Origin of the sequence: Burkholderia sp. MS389 (assembly GCF_016899425.1) — a bacterium.
GTDB classification, from domain to species: Bacteria; Pseudomonadota; Gammaproteobacteria; order Burkholderiales; family Burkholderiaceae; genus Burkholderia; species Burkholderia sola.
In genome coordinates this window covers 2,027,006-2,041,971 of the sequence record NZ_CP045995.1, presented here as the reverse complement: position 1 = coordinate 2,041,971, position 14,966 = coordinate 2,027,006, and the positions used below count along the sequence as shown (strand labels likewise).

Here is a 14,966-nt window from a genome sequence, read left to right as displayed (position 1 = left end):
TGAGGCATGAATGATCGGCCAGTGGCCCGGCCAGAGACGAACGATGCTAGGACGTGACCGCTTAGGCGGTGCTTAAGGCGGCAGCCGCCCAGACGAGGACCGCGCGGCGAACGCACTTAGAACCTGCACTGCAACACAAGTTCACACAATTGTCATATTCCCGCGCCGGGCTTCCCGCAAAAGCTCACCCTGCTTCCCGTAAAGACTCACCTTTTTCACATGATGGCGTCATCGACGCGTGCGACGCTGACGCGGCCGGGTGCCGACACCGCCGTTTTACACCGTTCATCTCAATATTTACGCCGCAAATAATTCGAAATCGGCAACAATTAATTCCATATGCGGCATCGCACAACGGCAACGCACAGGCATACGATTACGACCACTCATCCACGAAGCGATCAACAACAAGGAGTCCGCATGAAACCCAGCGATGTCCGATCGAAAGCGTTTGCGATGCCGTTGACCAGCCCTGCGTTCCCGATGGGCCCGTACCGTTTCGTCGATCGTGAGTTTCTGATCATCACGTACCGCACCGATCCGGACCGCCTTCGTGAAATCGTCCCCGAGCCGCTGCAAATCACCGAGCCGCTCGTGCATTACGAATTCATTCGCATGGCCGATTCGACCGGCTTCGGCGATTACACCGAAAGCGGCCAGGTGATCCCCGTCGAATACGACGGCCAGCCGGGCGGCTATACGCTCGCGATGTATCTCGACGATCACCCGCCGATCGCCGGCGGCCGCGAGCTGTGGGGTTTCCCGAAGAAGCTCGCGTCGCCCACGCTGCACGTGAACACCGACCACCTCCTCGGCACGCTCGACTACGGCAAGGTGCGCGTCGCGACCGGCACGATGGGCTACAAGCACAAGGAACTCGACATCGACGAGCAGACGAAACGGCTCGCCGGCCCCAATTTCCTGCTGAAGATCATCCCGCACGTCGACGGCACCGCGCGCGTATGCGAACTGGTGCGCTATTACATGCAGGACATCAAGATGAAGGGCGCATGGACGGGCCCGGCATCGCTCGAGCTGGCGCCGCACGCGCTCGCGCCGGTGGCCGACCTGCCCGTGCTCGAGATCGTCGAAGCCCGGCACATCGTCGCAGATTTGACATTGGGCCTCGGCGAAGTCGTCTACGATTATCTGGCCCAGTAACACGTCCGCACTCCTTTCTCCCTGTCAATCCTTTCACCACGGGAATTCGAACATGAGCAACCTGAATGGCAAGACCGCAGTCGTCACGGGCGCCGCGAGCGGCATCGGCAAGGAAATCGCGCTGGAGCTGGCCAAGGCAGGCGCGGCCGTCGCGATCGCCGACCTGAACCAGGACGGCGCGAACGCGGTCGCCGACGAGATCGTCAAGGCAGGCGGCAAGGCGATCGGCGTCGCGATGGACGTGACCAACGAGGACGCCGTGAACAGCGGCATCGACAAGGTGGCCGACGCGTTCGGCTCGGTCGACATCCTCGTGTCGAACGCCGGCATCCAGATCGTCAATCCGATCGAGAACTACTCGTTCGCCGACTGGAAGAAGATGCAGGCGATCCACGTGGACGGCGCGTTCCTGACGACGAAGGCCGCGCTCAAGCACATGTACAAGGACGATCGCGGCGGCGTCGTGATCTACATGGGCTCGGTGCACTCGCACGAGGCGTCGCCGCTGAAGTCCGCGTACGTGACGGCCAAGCATGGCCTGCTCGGCCTGGCCCGCGTGCTGGCGAAGGAAGGCGCGAAGCACAACGTGCGCTCGCACGTCGTGTGTCCGGGCTTCGTGCGCACGCCGCTGGTCGACAAGCAGATTCCGGAGCAGGCGAAGGAGCTCGGGATCAGCGAAGAGGACGTGATCAAGAAGGTGATGCTCGGCAACACGGTCGACGGCGTGTTCACGACGGTGCAGGACGTCGCGCAGACGGTGCTGTTCCTGTCGGCGTTCCCGAGCGCCGCGCTCACCGGCCAGTCGTTCGTCGTCAGCCACGGCTGGTTCATGCAGTAACGCCGGCGTTTCCCCGACGGTAGGCGACTTCCGCGCCACCGCCCTTCTCGAGATGGCGTGCCGTCGATCGACGTCACGCCATCCATCACCGCCGTCCACGGCGGGATTTCTCGGAGCAACTGATGAAACCGCACGCGCGTACAGAAAAGCAGGCCGTCGATGCGGCGGACCTGCGCCACGAAGCCGGCGCGCCGGCCGCTGCGCGGTCGCTGCCGTACGAAACGATCGCGCTCGTCCTGCAGGGCGGCGGCGCGCTCGGCGCGTATCAGGCCGGCGTATTCGAAGGGCTGCATGAAGCAGGCATTCCGCTCGACTGGATCGCGGGCATCTCGATCGGCGCGCTCAACACCGCGCTGATCGCCGGCAATGCGCCCGAGCATCGCGTCGAGCGCCTGCGCGAATTCTGGGAAACGATCTGCCAGCCGGCGTTCTTCCCGACGATTCCGGCCGCGTTCGAATTCGCGCTGTTCAACAGCATCGATCAGATCCGCACGTTCTTCACCGCGTCGCAGGCCGCCAGCGCGATGATGCAGGGCCAGCAGGGCTTTTTCGTGCCGCGCTTTCCGCCGCCGCTGCCGGGCGTGTCCGACCATCCGGAAAAAATCAGCTGGTACGACACGTCGGCGCTGCGCACGACGCTGCTGAAACTGTGCGATTTCGACCGGATCAATTCGGGCGAGACGCGCGTGTCGGTCGGCGCGGTCAACGTCGGTACCGGCAACTTCGTGTACTTCGACAACTCGCGCATCCGTCTCGAGCCCGAGCATTTCATGGCGTCCGGTGCGTTGCCGCCCGCGTTCCCGCCCGTCGAGATCGACGGCGAGTACTACTGGGACGGCGGCGTCGTGTCGAACACGCCGCTGATGGAAGTGCTGCGCGCCCGCCCGCGCAGCGACACGCTCGCGTTCCAGGTCGATCTGTGGAGCGCGCGCGGGCCGCTGCCGCGCACGATGGCCGACGTCGCCGAGCGCACGAAGGACGTGCAGTATTCGAGCCGCACGCGTTTCGTCACCGACACGCTGCAGCGCGAACAGCGCTACCGCAACGTGCTGCGCCACGTGCTCGAACAGGTGCCGGAAGAACAGCGCAAGAACGATCCGTGGTGCATCGAGGCCGAAGCGATGTCGAGCGGGAAGAAATACAACATCCAGCACCTGATCTATCAGCAGAAAGCGTACGAGCATCACTACAAGGACTATCAGTTCGGTCTGTCGACGATGCGCGACCACTGGTCCGCGGGTCTCGACGACATCCGCAAGACGCTCGCGGTGAAGGACGGCCTCGCGCTGCCCGTCAACGACGCGGGCTTCGTCACGCACGACATTCACCGCCGCCGGTAATGCCGTGTGCCACGGGCCGGCGCGCCGCCTGCGCCGGCCCGTCCTCCTTTCCGATTCGACATGCCGATTTTCATTGCGCTGCTCGCGCTCATCGCCCTGGGCTGGGGCGCCGTTCACCTGTTTCACGTCATCGCCGCGCAGTTCGGCCCGCCGGTCGCGATCGCGGCCGCCGTGCTGGCCGCCGCGCTCCTGATCGCGCTGATTGCGTGGTGGCTGAAGCGCCGTCGCGACATCGCACCGAACACGAAAGAAGAAGGCTGGACGCATATCGTGCTTCGCGCGTGGGGCGAGTTGCGCGTGTCCGCGACGCAAGGGCTGCTGTGGCTGTCGCATGATGGCGCGGACGGCCGCTATACGCTGTCGCAGCTCGACGGCTGCGAGGCCGCGCCGATCGACGGCCGCTGGCATCTCGTCGTGCGCGTGCGCGACGCCGTGCGCGGCGAATGGAAGCTGCCGATGATGGACAAGCGCGATGCGCAGCGCTGGGCGCGCGTGCTCACGCTCGCGAAGGACAACCGGCTCTGAACGCGCGTTGGGCCGCACGGCTCGCGCGCGTCAGCCGCACGACGGACGCTATCGCGCGCGGAGCGCCCGCAGCGCATCGAGCACGTGCTGCGTCGCCCGTTCGACCGGGCCGGCTCGATGCGCAATCCCCAATTCACGCCACAACGCCGGGCGTAGCGGCCGCATCACGATGCGCGCATCCGGCAGCGGCGCGCCCGCCTCATGCGGCAGCAGCGTCGCGCCGTATCCTGCGGCGACCAGGCTCTTGATCGCGTCGTTGTAGTTGAGTTCGATCCGCGGCTCGGGCCGGTGGCCGCCGAGCGCGAACCATTCGGTCGTGAGCCGCGACAGGCGCGTCGTCGCATCGTTGAGAATCAGCGGCCGCTCGGCCAGATACGCGGACGTCACACGCGCCGGAAGCGGCCAGTCCGCGGGCAGGAAGGCCATCACCGGATCGCGACGCCACGGGTGGATCGACAGCCCCGCGACCGGCGCTTGCGGCAGCGCGACCAGCCCGACATCGAGCGTGCCTTGCGCAAGGCGCGCCAGCGTGTCCTGCGACGTGAGCACCGCGATCTGCACGTCGATATCCGGATGCTGCGCGCGCAATCCGGCCACCGCCTGCGGCAACAGGTGCGCGATCGCGCCGGTCGATGCGCCGAGGCGGACGCGCCCGGTCAACCCCTGCACCTGTCGCTGCACGTCGTCCAGCGTGGATTCGACTTCCGCCAGCAGACGCCGCGCCCGCTCCACCAGCACTTCGCCGATCACCGAAGGACGCACGTTGCCGCGCGTGCGGGACAGCAGCGGCGCGCCGATGCGGCTTTCCAGCTCGGCGACATGCAGGCTGACGGTCGGCGGCGCGAGATGAAGCCATTGCGCCGCCGCCACGAAGGATCCGTGGTCCGCGATCGCGACCAGCGTACGCAGGCGGTCCAGACTGATCTCGCGCATCACACACCTCTCGTTCAGAAAAGCTGAATCGGATGGTCAGCAAATTCAACTTTTCCTATTCTAGGCGTTCGGTGGACGATACGGTTTCCCCCGACGACCGAACGCGACGCACACGACCATCATGAGCTTCCCCACTGTCTTCATCGACGGCGACCAGGGCACGACCGGGTTGCAGATTCACGCGCGTCTGCGCGAGCGCACCGACCTGCGGCTGCTCACGCTTCCCGCCGCCGAACGCAAGGACGCGGCCCGCCGCGCCGACGCACTCAACGCGTGCGATATCGCGATCCTGTGCCTGCCCGATGCGGCCGCACGCGAAGCGGTCGGCTTCATTCGGAACCCGGCGGTACGCGTAATCGACGCGAGTTCGGCCCATCGCACGCAGCCCGACTGGGTCTACGGCTTTCCCGAGATGGCCGACGGACAAGCGCAACACATCGCGCAGGCGAAGCGCGTGACCAATCCGGGCTGCTACCCGACGGGCGCGATCGGCCTGCTGCGCCCGCTGCTGCAGGCCGGGCTGCTGCCGCGCGACTACCCGGTGAGCATCCACGCGGTGTCCGGTTACTCGGGCGGCGGAAGGGCCGCCGTCGACGCGTTCGAATCGGGCGACGCCGCCGCACACGCGTTGCCGCTGCAGGTCTACGGCCTCGCGCTCGAGCACAAGCACGTGCCCGAGATCCGGCAGCATGCGGGGCTCGCGCACCGTCCGTTCTTCGTGCCGGCCTACGGTGCCTATCGGCAAGGCATCGTGCTCACCATCCCGATCGAGCTGCGCCTGCTGCCGGCCGAGGTGACCGGTGAGCGGCTGCATGCGTGTCTTGCGCACCATTACGCGGACGCGCGTCACGTCGACGTGATGCCACTCGCGGACACACGCGCGGCCACGCATCTCGATCCGCAAACGCTGAACGGCACCAACGACCTGCGGCTCGGCGTGTTCGTCAACGCAGACGGCGGCCAGGTGCTGCTGTCCGCCGTGTTCGACAATCTCGGCAAAGGGGCATCCGGCGCCGCCGTGCAGAATCTCGACTTGATGCTCGGTGCGCGACACGCGGCGTGACGCGCCCGCAGGCATCGTCGACGGTGCCTGCGCATGCCCCCCGTAAAAGCTCACCTTTAGCCGGTTTCAGGCCGTATCGTCACCCGCGGCGGCATTCAGGCCGGCCAGCGTCTCCACCAGAAAATCCACGCATACGCGCACCTTCGCCGACGCCGCGACGCGCTCCGGATACACGGCCCAGATGTTCGCGGGCTGGACCGCGTCCGGCAGCACGCGGCACAACGCACCGCGCTCGATCAGCGGCCCGGCTTCCCAGATCGAGCGCAGCACGATCCCGCGCCCGGCCAGCGCCCATTGCACGGCCACCTCGCCGTGGTTCGTCGACAGCGCGCCGCCGACCTTCACCGTCGCCGTTTCGCCGCGCACGGTCAGCCGCCATACGCCGAACGGATGATCGCGCTCCTTGATCGCGAGACAGTCGTGCGACGCCAGATCCGCGAGCGACCGCGGCGTCCCGCGGCGGGCGAGATAGTCGGGCGATGCGCACAGCACGCGATGGTTCGCGGCAAGCCGGCGCGCGATCAGGTGATCGGCGATGTCGTCGCCGATGCGCACGTCGAGGTCGTAGCCTTCGCCGGCCACATCGACGAGCCGGTCGAACAGATCGAGCCGCACGTTCAGTTGCGGATAGCGCGCGCTGAAGTCGAGCAGCGCCGGCGCGACGACGTGCCGGCCGAAGCCGAAGCTGCTCGACATGCGCAACGTGCCGCGCGGCACCGTGCGCGTGGTCGACACGTCCTCGACGAGATGATCGACGTCGTCCAGAATCTTTTCGGCGCGCGCGAACACGCGTTCGCCGGCTTCGGTGACCGTCATGCGGCGCGTCGAGCGATGCAGCAGGCGCGTGCCGAGCTGCGCCTCGAGCATCGCGACGCGCTTGCTGACATACGCGGGCGACACCGCGAGCTGCTCGGCGGCCGCGCTGAAGCTCGCGAGGCGGACCACCAGGCTGAACACGCGCAGGTCGTCGAGGTTCGGCGATTTATTCACGATTCGTGGAAAGTCGATTAACTTTTGAGCGATTTTAATCCAGATGGAAATAAATAGAATGACGTGACGGGCCGTTGCCTTCCCGGCGGCCGGCCAACCAGACAAGGAGATTTGCATGACCGACAGGACTTACAGGATTGCCGTGATCCCCGGCGACGGCATCGGCCGCGAAGTGATGCCCGAGGGCCTGCGCGCGCTCGCCGCCGTGACCGCGCGCTTCGGCATCCGCTTCGACTTCGTCGAGATCGACTGGGCGAGCTGCGACTACTACGCGCAGCACGGCACGATGATGCCGGACGACTGGAAAGCGCAGCTGTCGGACATGGACGCGATCCTGTTCGGCGCGGTCGGCTGGCCGGCGACGGTGCCCGATCACATTTCGCTGTGGGGCTCGCTGCTGAAATTCCGCCGCGAATTCGACCAGTACATCAACCTGCGGCCCGCGCGCCTGTTCGACGGCGTGCCGTCGCCGCTCGCCGGCCGCCGCCCGGGCGACATCGATTTCATGATCGTGCGCGAGAACACCGAGGGTGAATATTCGTCGGTCGGCGGCACGATGTTCGAAGGCACCGAGCGCGAAGTCGTGATGCAGCAGTCGATCTTCACGCGGCACGGCACCGAGCGCGTGCTGAAATTCGCGTTCGAGCTCGCGCAGCGGCGCGCGAAGCGCGTCACCGTCGCGACCAAAAGCAACGGCATCGCGATCAGCATGCCGTGGTGGGATGCGCGCGCGGCCGAGATGGCCGAACGCTATCCGGAAATCGCGGTCGACAAGCAGCACATCGACATCCTGTGCGCGCGCTTCGTGCTGCAGCCGGACCGCTTCGACGTCGTCGTCGCGTCGAACCTGTTCGGCGACATCCTGTCGGATCTCGGGCCGGCCTGTACGGGCACGATCGGCATCGCGCCGTCGGCGAACCTGAACCCCGATCGCACGTTCCCGTCGCTGTTCGAACCGGTGCACGGTTCGGCGCCCGACATCGCGGGGCAATACATCGCGAATCCGGTCGCGATGATCTGGTCGGCGGCGATGATGCTCGATTTCCTCGGCAACGGCACGGGCCGCGAACGCGACGCGCACGATGCGATCGTCGCCGCGATCGAGGACGTGCTGCGCACGGGGCCGCGTACGCGCGATCTCGGCGGCAACGCGGGCACGCAGGAAGTGGGCGAGGCGATCGCCGCGCGGATCGCGGGCTGAGGGTCGAGGGTCGTGCCCGGCGCGCGCGCCGGGCGGCGCTTCGTGAATCGGTCTGCGGCGAGCGACGCACGATGCGGTCGCGCACGTTAGCGGACTCCGCCGATGCGTCGGCGTGAAGTCGAGCGGTGAGCAACAACGCATCGCAACGCGCACTGCTTGCGCGGTTTTTCATCGCAAGCCGAAAGATGATCCGATCGATGAGTTGCACGTGTCGCTCGCGCACACCGATCGTCAATGCACGATCGCTTCGACACGATCGGTGAAATGCATCGCACGGTGACGCACACCGCTGCACGTCGACGTATGCACCGCTTTACCCGTGCGATGTCGCGTCGACCTGTTCAACGCACACAGTTCGACGCGACATTTCACCTCGTCCCGAAAAATCTCACCTTCAGCGGAAGGCTCCCGAATTTCCTCACCATTGAACCTCCGCTGATGCGTTCGCCGCTCCTTCGAATGTGCGCGAGCATCACAGCCCGAGGTCGGACAGCCCCGGATGATCGTCCGGACGACGGCCGAGCGGCCAGTGATAAAGACGGTCCGCCTCGCGAATCGGCAGATCGTTGATGCTCGCGTGACGATGCGCCATCAGGCCGTTTTCGTCGAACTCCCAATTCTCGTTGCCGTACGAACGGAACCAGTTGCCGGCATCGTCATGCCACTCGTACGCAAAGCGCACCGCGATGCGATTGCCGTCGAACGCCCACAGCTCCTTGATCAGCCGGTAGTCGAGTTCGCGCGCCCACTTCCGCTGCAGCAGCGCGACGATCTCGTCGCGGCCCGTCACGAATTCCGCGCGGTTGCGCCAGCGGCTTTGCGGCGTATAGGCGAGCGACACGCGTTGCGGATCGCGCGTGTTCCACCCGTCCTCGGCGGCGCGCACTTTCTGGCGCGCCGTTTCAAGCGTGAAGGGCGGAACGGGCGGACGAACTTCGGGGGAAGCGGACATGGATTGCTCCTGTTCAGGGTTCTGGCTGCGAACGCACGCAGCCGGTTCGGATTCGCTGCGTCGGCTACCGCGATACGGTATCGAGCAGCAGTTCAGCCGTCGCGTGCGCATCGCGCGCGGCGTTTGCATCGCCACTGACGAGCGCCACGCCGATCGCGCCGTCGATCAGCACGAGCCACTGACGTGCGAGGCGTGCGAGCCCGCGGCGCGCGACGCCGGTTTCGTCGGCGTAGGCGTCGAAGCGCTCGCGCACGAATGCCAGCAGGCGTGCCTTGTGCATGCGGGCGACGACGCGCACCGGATCGTCGGCGTCGGATATCTCGCCCGACGCATTCAGGAACGCGCAGCCGTGAAAGTCGGGCTGCCCGAACCAGTCGCGCAGCACGTCGAACATGCCGAGCAGTTGCGCGCGCGGCGCGTGGCCGCGCGCCAGCGTGGCGTCGACGAACCAGCGCATCCAGCGCGCGTCGCGACGTTCGAGCGCGGCGACGACCAGTGCCTCTTTCGATTCGAAATGCGAATAAAAGCTCTTTCGCGCCGCGCCGGATCGCTTGACGATCGCATCGACGCCGGTCGCATGGATGCCGCCCGAATAGATCAGCGCTTCGGCCGCGTCGAGCAGCCGGTCGCGAACGCCCGGTTCGCCGGAGGAGTCGAGAGGTGTGTTCATCGGTTTACGGTAGAACGATCGTTCTCCGTCGTCAATACCCGGATGAAAAAAGCCCTGCCGGTGGGAGGGCTGAATCTCGCGCGAAGCGCCGGCTCGTCGCGCTGAGCCTTCAGCGCGATCCGCGCGGATTCGAGGGTGAACGGATCAAGTGGGGGTCGCGCACCGGTCGAGGCCGATCGCGCTTCGTCTCAGTGAGTCGCAGCGCTGCATGCGGCTCACGGTTGATGTTCCGGGTCGGTACGATGCCGCCTAAGGTTGCGGGCGAACGCTCGCGCGCCAAACGAAGCGGGGAAGTGCATGGAAGAGGAAAAACGAGCACCGAATAGCGTGACGGCGAGAAGCGAAGCGGCTGCCGATAGGTGAAGCGAATCTGCCATTGCACGTCACCTATGCGGGATCGTGCGACGATTCGGCGCGCGAACACCGCTCCCGAATAACCTCACCTCAAGCGTTGAATCACGCGTTTCGATGCACGACGGTGCGTGCGTGTGCAAACGAAAACGGGGCAGCCGGCCAACGTGCCGCGCCGCCCCGGCTCTGTCGCCCCCCGACTCAGACGGTCCAGTCGAGAATCACCTTGCCGCTTTCGCCGGACAGCATCGCGGCGAAGCCTTGCTCGTAATCGTCGGCCGCGAAGCGATGCGTGATGATCGGCGACAGGTCGAGGCCGCTCTGCAGCATCGCGACCATCTTGTACCAGGTCTCGAACATCTCGCGGCCGTAGATGCCCTTGATCTCGAGCCCCTTGAAGATCACCTGGTTCCAGTCGATCGCCGTCTGCGCGGGCGGGATGCCGAGCAGCGCAACCTTGCCGCCGTGGTTCATCGCCTCGAGCAGGCTCGTGAACGCGCTCGGCACGCCGGACATCTCGAGACCGACGTCGAAGCCTTCGGTCATGTGCAGGTCGGCCATCACGTCGCGCAGCGACTCGCGTGCGACGTTGACCGCGCGCGTCGCGCCCATCTTGCGCGCGAGCTCCAGCCGATAGTCGTTGATGTCGGTAATGACGACGTTGCGCGCGCCGACGTGCTTCGCGATCGCGACGGCCATGATGCCGATCGGGCCCGCGCCGGTGATCAGCACGTCTTCGCCGACGAGGTTGAACGACAGCGCCGTGTGCGTCGCGTTGCCGAAAGGATCGAAGATCGACGCGAGATCGTCGGAGATCTCCGGCGGAATCTTGAACGCGTTGAACGCCGGAATCGCCAGGTATTCGGCGAACGCGCCTTCGCGGTTCACGCCGACGCCCACCGTGTTGCGGCACAGATGCCGGCGCCCGGCGCGACAGTTGCGGCAGAAACCGCAGGTGATGTGCCCTTCGCCGGACACGCGATCGCCGATCGCGAAGCCGCGCACTTCCTGCCCCATCTCGACGATCTCGCCGACATATTCGTGGCCGACGTGCATCGGCACCGGAATCGTCTTCTGCGCCCAGTCGTCCCACTTCCAGATATGGATGTCGGTGCCGCAGATCGCCGTGCGGCGGATCTTGATCAGCACGTCGTTGTGGCCGACTTCGGGGCGCTTCACGCGCGTGAGCGTGAGGCCGGGGCCGCGTTCGAGCTTTGCCAGTGCTTTCATGGTCGCGCCTCCGTCAGATGATGCCAAGCGACTTGCCGACACGCACGAACGCGGCGACCGTCTGGTCGATCTGTTCGGGCGTATGCGCGGCGCTCATCTGCGTGCGGATGCGCGCCCGGCCGCGCGGCACCACGGGGAACGAGAAGCCGATCACGTAGACGCCTTCGCCGAGCAGCTTGTCGGCCATGTTCGTCGCGAGCTGCGCGTCGCCGAGCATCACCGGAATGATCGGATGCGCGCCGGGCACGAGCGTGAAGCCGGCTTCGGTCATCTGCTTGCGGAACTGCGCGCCGTTCTCGCGCACGCGCTCGCGCAGCTTCGCGCCTTCGTCGCTGCCGAGCAGTTCGAGCACCTTCAGCGATGCCGCGGCGATGCTCGGCGTGAGCGTGTTCGAGAACAGATACGGACGCGAGCGCTGGCGCAGCAGCTCGATCACCTCGCGCCGCGCGGCGACATAGCCGCCCGACGCGCCGCCGAGCGCCTTGCCGAGCGTGCCGGTGATGATGTCCACGCGGCCTTCGACGCCGCAATGCTCGGGCGTGCCGCGACCGTGCGTGCCGATGAAGCCGACCGCATGCGAATCGTCGACCATCACGAGCGCGCCGTAGCGATCGGCGAGATCGCAGATGCCTTTCAGATCGGCGATGATGCCGTCCATCGAGAACACGCCGTCGGTCGCGATCAGCTTGTGGCGCGCACCCGCGGCATCGGCTTCCTTGAGCTTCGCCTCGAGGTCGGACAGATCGTTGTTCTTGTAGCGAAAGCGCTTCGCCTTGCACAGGCGAATGCCGTCGATGATGCTCGCGTGATTCAGCTCGTCGCTGATCACCGCGTCGTTCTCGTCGAGCAGCGTCTCGAACAGCCCGCCGTTCGCGTCGAAGCAGCTCGAATAGAGGATGCTGTCCTCGGTGCCGAGAAACGCGGCCAGCGCGCTTTCCAGTTGCTTGTGGACGGTTTGCGTGCCGCAGATGAAGCGCACCGACGCCATGCCGAAGCCGTCCTGGTCGAGGCCGGCCTTGGCCGCGTCGATCAGCCGCGGATCGTTCGCCAGACCCAGATAGTTGTTCGCGCAGAAATTGAGCACGCCGGCGCCGCCGGCGAGCCGCACGGCTGCCGCCTGGGGACTCGCGATCTCGCGCTCGGTCTTGTAAAAACCGTCCGCGCGGATCTGGTCGAGCGTCCCGCGCACCTGGGCGAGAAAGGCATCACGCATCGCAAAGCTCCTGACAGGGTTTCGCATTCCGCGGCGCACGGCTCGTGGCGGCGCAACGGCTTGCTACTGTTATAGTCGGTCGTTCGGTTGACCGCATTTATCCTATATTCCGAACTAGAATTCGAAATATCGAACAACTCTAAGCGAACGGAATCCAAATGGCAAGTTCCTCCGGATCGCGGCGCACGCCCGCCGACGCCGCCCCGCAACCACCGGCCGCGACTCCGCCGCGCGTCGGCGAGCAGATCCAGCGGCTGCGCAACGAGCGCAAGCTGACGCTCGACGACCTGTCGCGCGCAGCCGGCGTATCGAAATCGATGCTCTCCGAGATCGAACGCGACAAGGCCAACCCGACGATCGCCGTCGCATGGCGGCTGACGAACGCGCTCGGCATCACGCTCGACGAACTGTTTTCGCAGCCGAAGGCGCCCGAGACGATCCGCGTGGACGGCCCGCACGACATTCCGACGCTCGCCGGCCACGACGGCCGGTACCAGTTGCGCGTATGGGGCCCGATCGACCTCGCCGGCAAGTTCGAGTGGTACGAGTTGACGCTGCCGGGCGGCGGCGCACTGGTATCGAACGCGCACGAACCCGGCACGCGCGAGCACCTCACCGTGCTGCAGGGCGCGATGGAAATCGAGGCCGCCGCGGCCAGCCGCCGGCTGAAGACGGGCGACACCGCGCGCTACCCGGCCGACGAGCCGCATGCGATCCGCAATCCCGGCAAGGCCGAAGCGCGGGCATTGCTGATCGTGATCCATCGCTGACGGCGCGGATAGCCAGGGCCTGTTCACGCTAAAAGGTCAGTCGCAGGCCAGTTGCGGAAAATACTGTATGTTTGTACAGTATACGGACATTCCGCCATGCATGGGCCGGAGCCGGCGCACCGAGGCGCCCGTCCCGGTCGACAGGAGCCTGCAATGACAGAAGAACAAGATTTAGCCGCGCTCAGCTTCAAGGCTGCCGCGCATGACCTCGAATTGATCGTTCGCCATATCGCGGCGCGCTACATCCGTCAGCGCGTGCCGCTGACGTGGCGCCTGCTGCATGCGATCGAAGCCGAAGCGCTCGCCGATCTCGGCTTTGCCAGCCGACACGACGCGGGCATGCGTCAACTGTTCGAACGGCCGTCGGACATGACGTTTCCCGAAACGGACGATCCGATCGACTTCGGGCGCTCGAATGCGCTGCCGGCGGTCTTTTCGTTTGCCGTGCTCGCGTACGAAGCCGCGGCAAACGCGCACGACACCGCGCGTCCCGCGCGCCCGCACCGCCAGTCCAAGGCGTGGGGCGACTGACGGCCCGGCCCCGGCCGTCGCGCATGGCGGCCGGTTCACCCGCTTGCTGCCCGATACGTTGCGGAAAAGGGCTACCATGTACGCAACTAACGGAATTAATGCCATGTCCCTTCCCGCCTCTCCCGACACCGCCGCCTCGCCGGAAGAAAAGGATCTGTTCGACCGCGATGCGTCCGACTGGGTCGCCTCGCCCGAAGCCGCGTTCGACGCTTGGCTGGCGATGCAGGACTATCGCCGCTCGTCGGCCGACGTCTATCGCGCGCAATGGGGTGCGTTTCTCACGTGGATGCGCGCCCATCAAAAGAACCTGGCGACGGTCGATACGCCGACCATTGCGAATTTCGTCGGCGAACTGCCGATCAAGAAAACCCAGCGAATGCGCTATCTCCGGCTGATCGAGCGGGTGCTCGATCATGTCCGCCGCACCGAGTACGCATCGACCAATCCGGCCCGCTTCATTGCTCAGGATGGCGAAGCGAACTGGCGCAAGGCACGCGACAACGAACCGACCGGTTTCCTCACGCCGGCGGAACGGGCGACGTTGCTCGCGTATCTGTTTTCGCCGATCGGCGTCTCGGGTTCCGCGTACTGGAAGGAACGCCGCGACCGTGCGCTCGTCGCCGCGTTTCTTGGCGCCGGCATCAAAACCGGCGAAGCGCGCGCACTTACGATTAGTTGCATCAATACGAGCGGCACGTCGCTGCGGATCGCGTCGACGCATCCGGATTACTCGCGCGACACCCATCTGGCCTCGTTTGCGATCGCGTTGCTCGAAGCGTGGCTCACCGAACGCAAACGCCAGGAGATTCCAGGAGAACTCGTCTTCCCCGCATCGCATGCCGGGCGGCCGATGCACAAGGCGACGATGCTGCGCGCGATCGACGCGATCGTCGAATCGGCCGGGCTCACATCGTCACGCACGGCGCGCGCCAGCCCGCAAACCCTGCGCAATAGCTACGCGGCCGAACTGTTCGAGCACGACGTGCCGCCGGAGCGCGTCGGCAAATGGCTGGGCTTCATGCGGCCGATCTCGTCGAATCGCCTGCATCGCGCCTGGAAAAACTGGCGTGACGGGCTGGCCGACAGCAACGGTGACGCGTCCGACCGCGACGAAACTCACTGATCGGGAAAAGGCTGCTCACGGAAACGATCCGTGAGCAGCCTTGTGTGGCGCAGCCTCACCGTTTCGCAGCTCCCG

At 66.0% G+C, this 14,966-nt stretch carries 15 protein-coding genes; 9 read left to right on the top strand and 6 right to left on the bottom strand.

Annotated elements, in window-relative coordinates; genetic code table 11:
• Nucleotides 1–420: 420 nt before the first annotated feature.
• The 4 genes from GJG85_RS25500 to GJG85_RS25485 all read left to right on the top strand — a co-directional run bounded on the left by GJG85_RS25500 (nucleotide 421) and on the right by GJG85_RS25485 (nucleotide 3,864).
• Nucleotides 421–1,161 (top strand): acetoacetate decarboxylase, encoded by a 741-nt coding sequence (locus GJG85_RS25500; protein WP_050017224.1) that lies wholly within the window; start codon nucleotides 421–423, stop codon nucleotides 1,159–1,161.
• Between the two features lie 52 nt (nucleotides 1,162–1,213).
• Nucleotides 1,214–1,999 carry a 3-hydroxybutyrate dehydrogenase gene (locus tag GJG85_RS25495; RefSeq protein WP_050017225.1) on the top strand — a complete coding sequence of 262 codons (786 nt, stop codon included), beginning with the start codon at nucleotides 1,214–1,216 and terminating at the stop codon, nucleotides 1,997–1,999.
• 122 nt (nucleotides 2,000–2,121) lie between these two features.
• Nucleotides 2,122–3,339, top strand: a complete 1,218-nt coding sequence (locus GJG85_RS25490) for a patatin-like phospholipase family protein (RefSeq protein WP_050013490.1) — start codon at nucleotides 2,122–2,124, stop codon at nucleotides 3,337–3,339.
• A gap of 60 nt (nucleotides 3,340–3,399) precedes the next feature.
• On the top strand, nucleotides 3,400–3,864 hold the full coding sequence (locus GJG85_RS25485; protein WP_204383954.1) for a hypothetical protein: 465 nt from the start codon (nucleotides 3,400–3,402) through the stop codon (nucleotides 3,862–3,864).
• Nucleotides 3,865–3,912: 48 nt separating this feature from the next.
• On the opposite strand, the gene GJG85_RS25480 is transcribed toward GJG85_RS25485, so the two are convergent.
• On the bottom strand, nucleotides 3,913–4,797 hold the full coding sequence (locus tag GJG85_RS25480) for a LysR family transcriptional regulator (RefSeq protein ID WP_050013488.1): 885 nt from the start codon (nucleotides 4,795–4,797) through the stop codon (nucleotides 3,913–3,915).
• 121 nt (nucleotides 4,798–4,918) lie between these two features.
• Between GJG85_RS25480 and argC the strand changes: the two genes are divergently transcribed.
• On the top strand, nucleotides 4,919–5,860 hold the full coding sequence (gene argC, locus GJG85_RS25475; RefSeq protein ID WP_050013487.1) for an N-acetyl-gamma-glutamyl-phosphate reductase: 942 nt from the start codon (nucleotides 4,919–4,921) through the stop codon (nucleotides 5,858–5,860).
• Between the two features lie 66 nt (nucleotides 5,861–5,926).
• On the opposite strand, the gene GJG85_RS25470 is transcribed toward argC, so the two are convergent.
• A complete protein-coding gene (locus GJG85_RS25470) occupies nucleotides 5,927–6,850 on the bottom strand; it encodes a LysR substrate-binding domain-containing protein (RefSeq protein ID WP_050013486.1) in 924 nt (307 codons plus the stop codon).
• 115 nt (nucleotides 6,851–6,965) lie between these two features.
• On the opposite strand from GJG85_RS25470, the gene GJG85_RS25465 reads away from it, so the two are divergent.
• Nucleotides 6,966–8,051 carry a tartrate dehydrogenase gene (locus GJG85_RS25465; protein WP_050013485.1) on the top strand — a complete coding sequence of 362 codons (1,086 nt, stop codon included), beginning with the start codon at nucleotides 6,966–6,968 and terminating at the stop codon, nucleotides 8,049–8,051.
• A gap of 472 nt (nucleotides 8,052–8,523) precedes the next feature.
• Here the strand turns inward: GJG85_RS25465 and GJG85_RS25460 are convergent, their stop codons facing one another.
• The 4 genes from GJG85_RS25460 to GJG85_RS25445 form a co-directional block, all read right to left on the bottom strand.
• Nucleotides 8,524–9,003: a nuclear transport factor 2 family protein gene (locus GJG85_RS25460; RefSeq protein WP_050013484.1), complete on the bottom strand. Its 480-nt coding sequence runs from the start codon at nucleotides 9,001–9,003 to the stop codon at nucleotides 8,524–8,526.
• A gap of 64 nt (nucleotides 9,004–9,067) precedes the next feature.
• The gene (locus GJG85_RS25455) at nucleotides 9,068–9,673 is read right to left on the bottom strand and encodes a TetR/AcrR family transcriptional regulator (protein ID WP_050013483.1); all 606 of its coding nucleotides are present in this window, start codon (nucleotides 9,671–9,673) and stop codon (nucleotides 9,068–9,070) included.
• A gap of 552 nt (nucleotides 9,674–10,225) precedes the next feature.
• Nucleotides 10,226–11,254 carry an L-threonine 3-dehydrogenase gene (tdh, locus tag GJG85_RS25450; protein ID WP_006480187.1) on the bottom strand — a complete coding sequence of 343 codons (1,029 nt, stop codon included), beginning with the start codon at nucleotides 11,252–11,254 and terminating at the stop codon, nucleotides 10,226–10,228.
• A 13-nt stretch (nucleotides 11,255–11,267) separates the two neighbouring features.
• The gene (locus GJG85_RS25445; protein ID WP_050013482.1) at nucleotides 11,268–12,467 is read right to left on the bottom strand and encodes a glycine C-acetyltransferase; all 1,200 of its coding nucleotides are present in this window, start codon (nucleotides 12,465–12,467) and stop codon (nucleotides 11,268–11,270) included.
• Between the two features lie 158 nt (nucleotides 12,468–12,625).
• Here GJG85_RS25445 and GJG85_RS25440 point away from each other — a divergent pair, with 158 nt between their 5' ends.
• The 3 genes from GJG85_RS25440 to GJG85_RS25430 all read left to right on the top strand — a co-directional run bounded on the left by GJG85_RS25440 (nucleotide 12,626) and on the right by GJG85_RS25430 (nucleotide 14,891).
• Nucleotides 12,626–13,237: an XRE family transcriptional regulator gene (locus GJG85_RS25440; RefSeq protein ID WP_050013481.1), complete on the top strand. Its 612-nt coding sequence runs from the start codon at nucleotides 12,626–12,628 to the stop codon at nucleotides 13,235–13,237.
• Between the two features lie 153 nt (nucleotides 13,238–13,390).
• Entirely contained in the window at nucleotides 13,391–13,768 is a 378-nt protein-coding gene (locus tag GJG85_RS25435; RefSeq protein ID WP_050013480.1) for a DUF2471 family protein, read from the top strand.
• 103 nt (nucleotides 13,769–13,871) lie between these two features.
• Complete coding sequence (locus GJG85_RS25430) at nucleotides 13,872–14,891, top strand: tyrosine-type recombinase/integrase (RefSeq protein ID WP_089489935.1); 1,020 nt, start codon at nucleotides 13,872–13,874, stop codon at nucleotides 14,889–14,891.
• Nucleotides 14,892–14,966 lie beyond the last annotated feature (75 nt).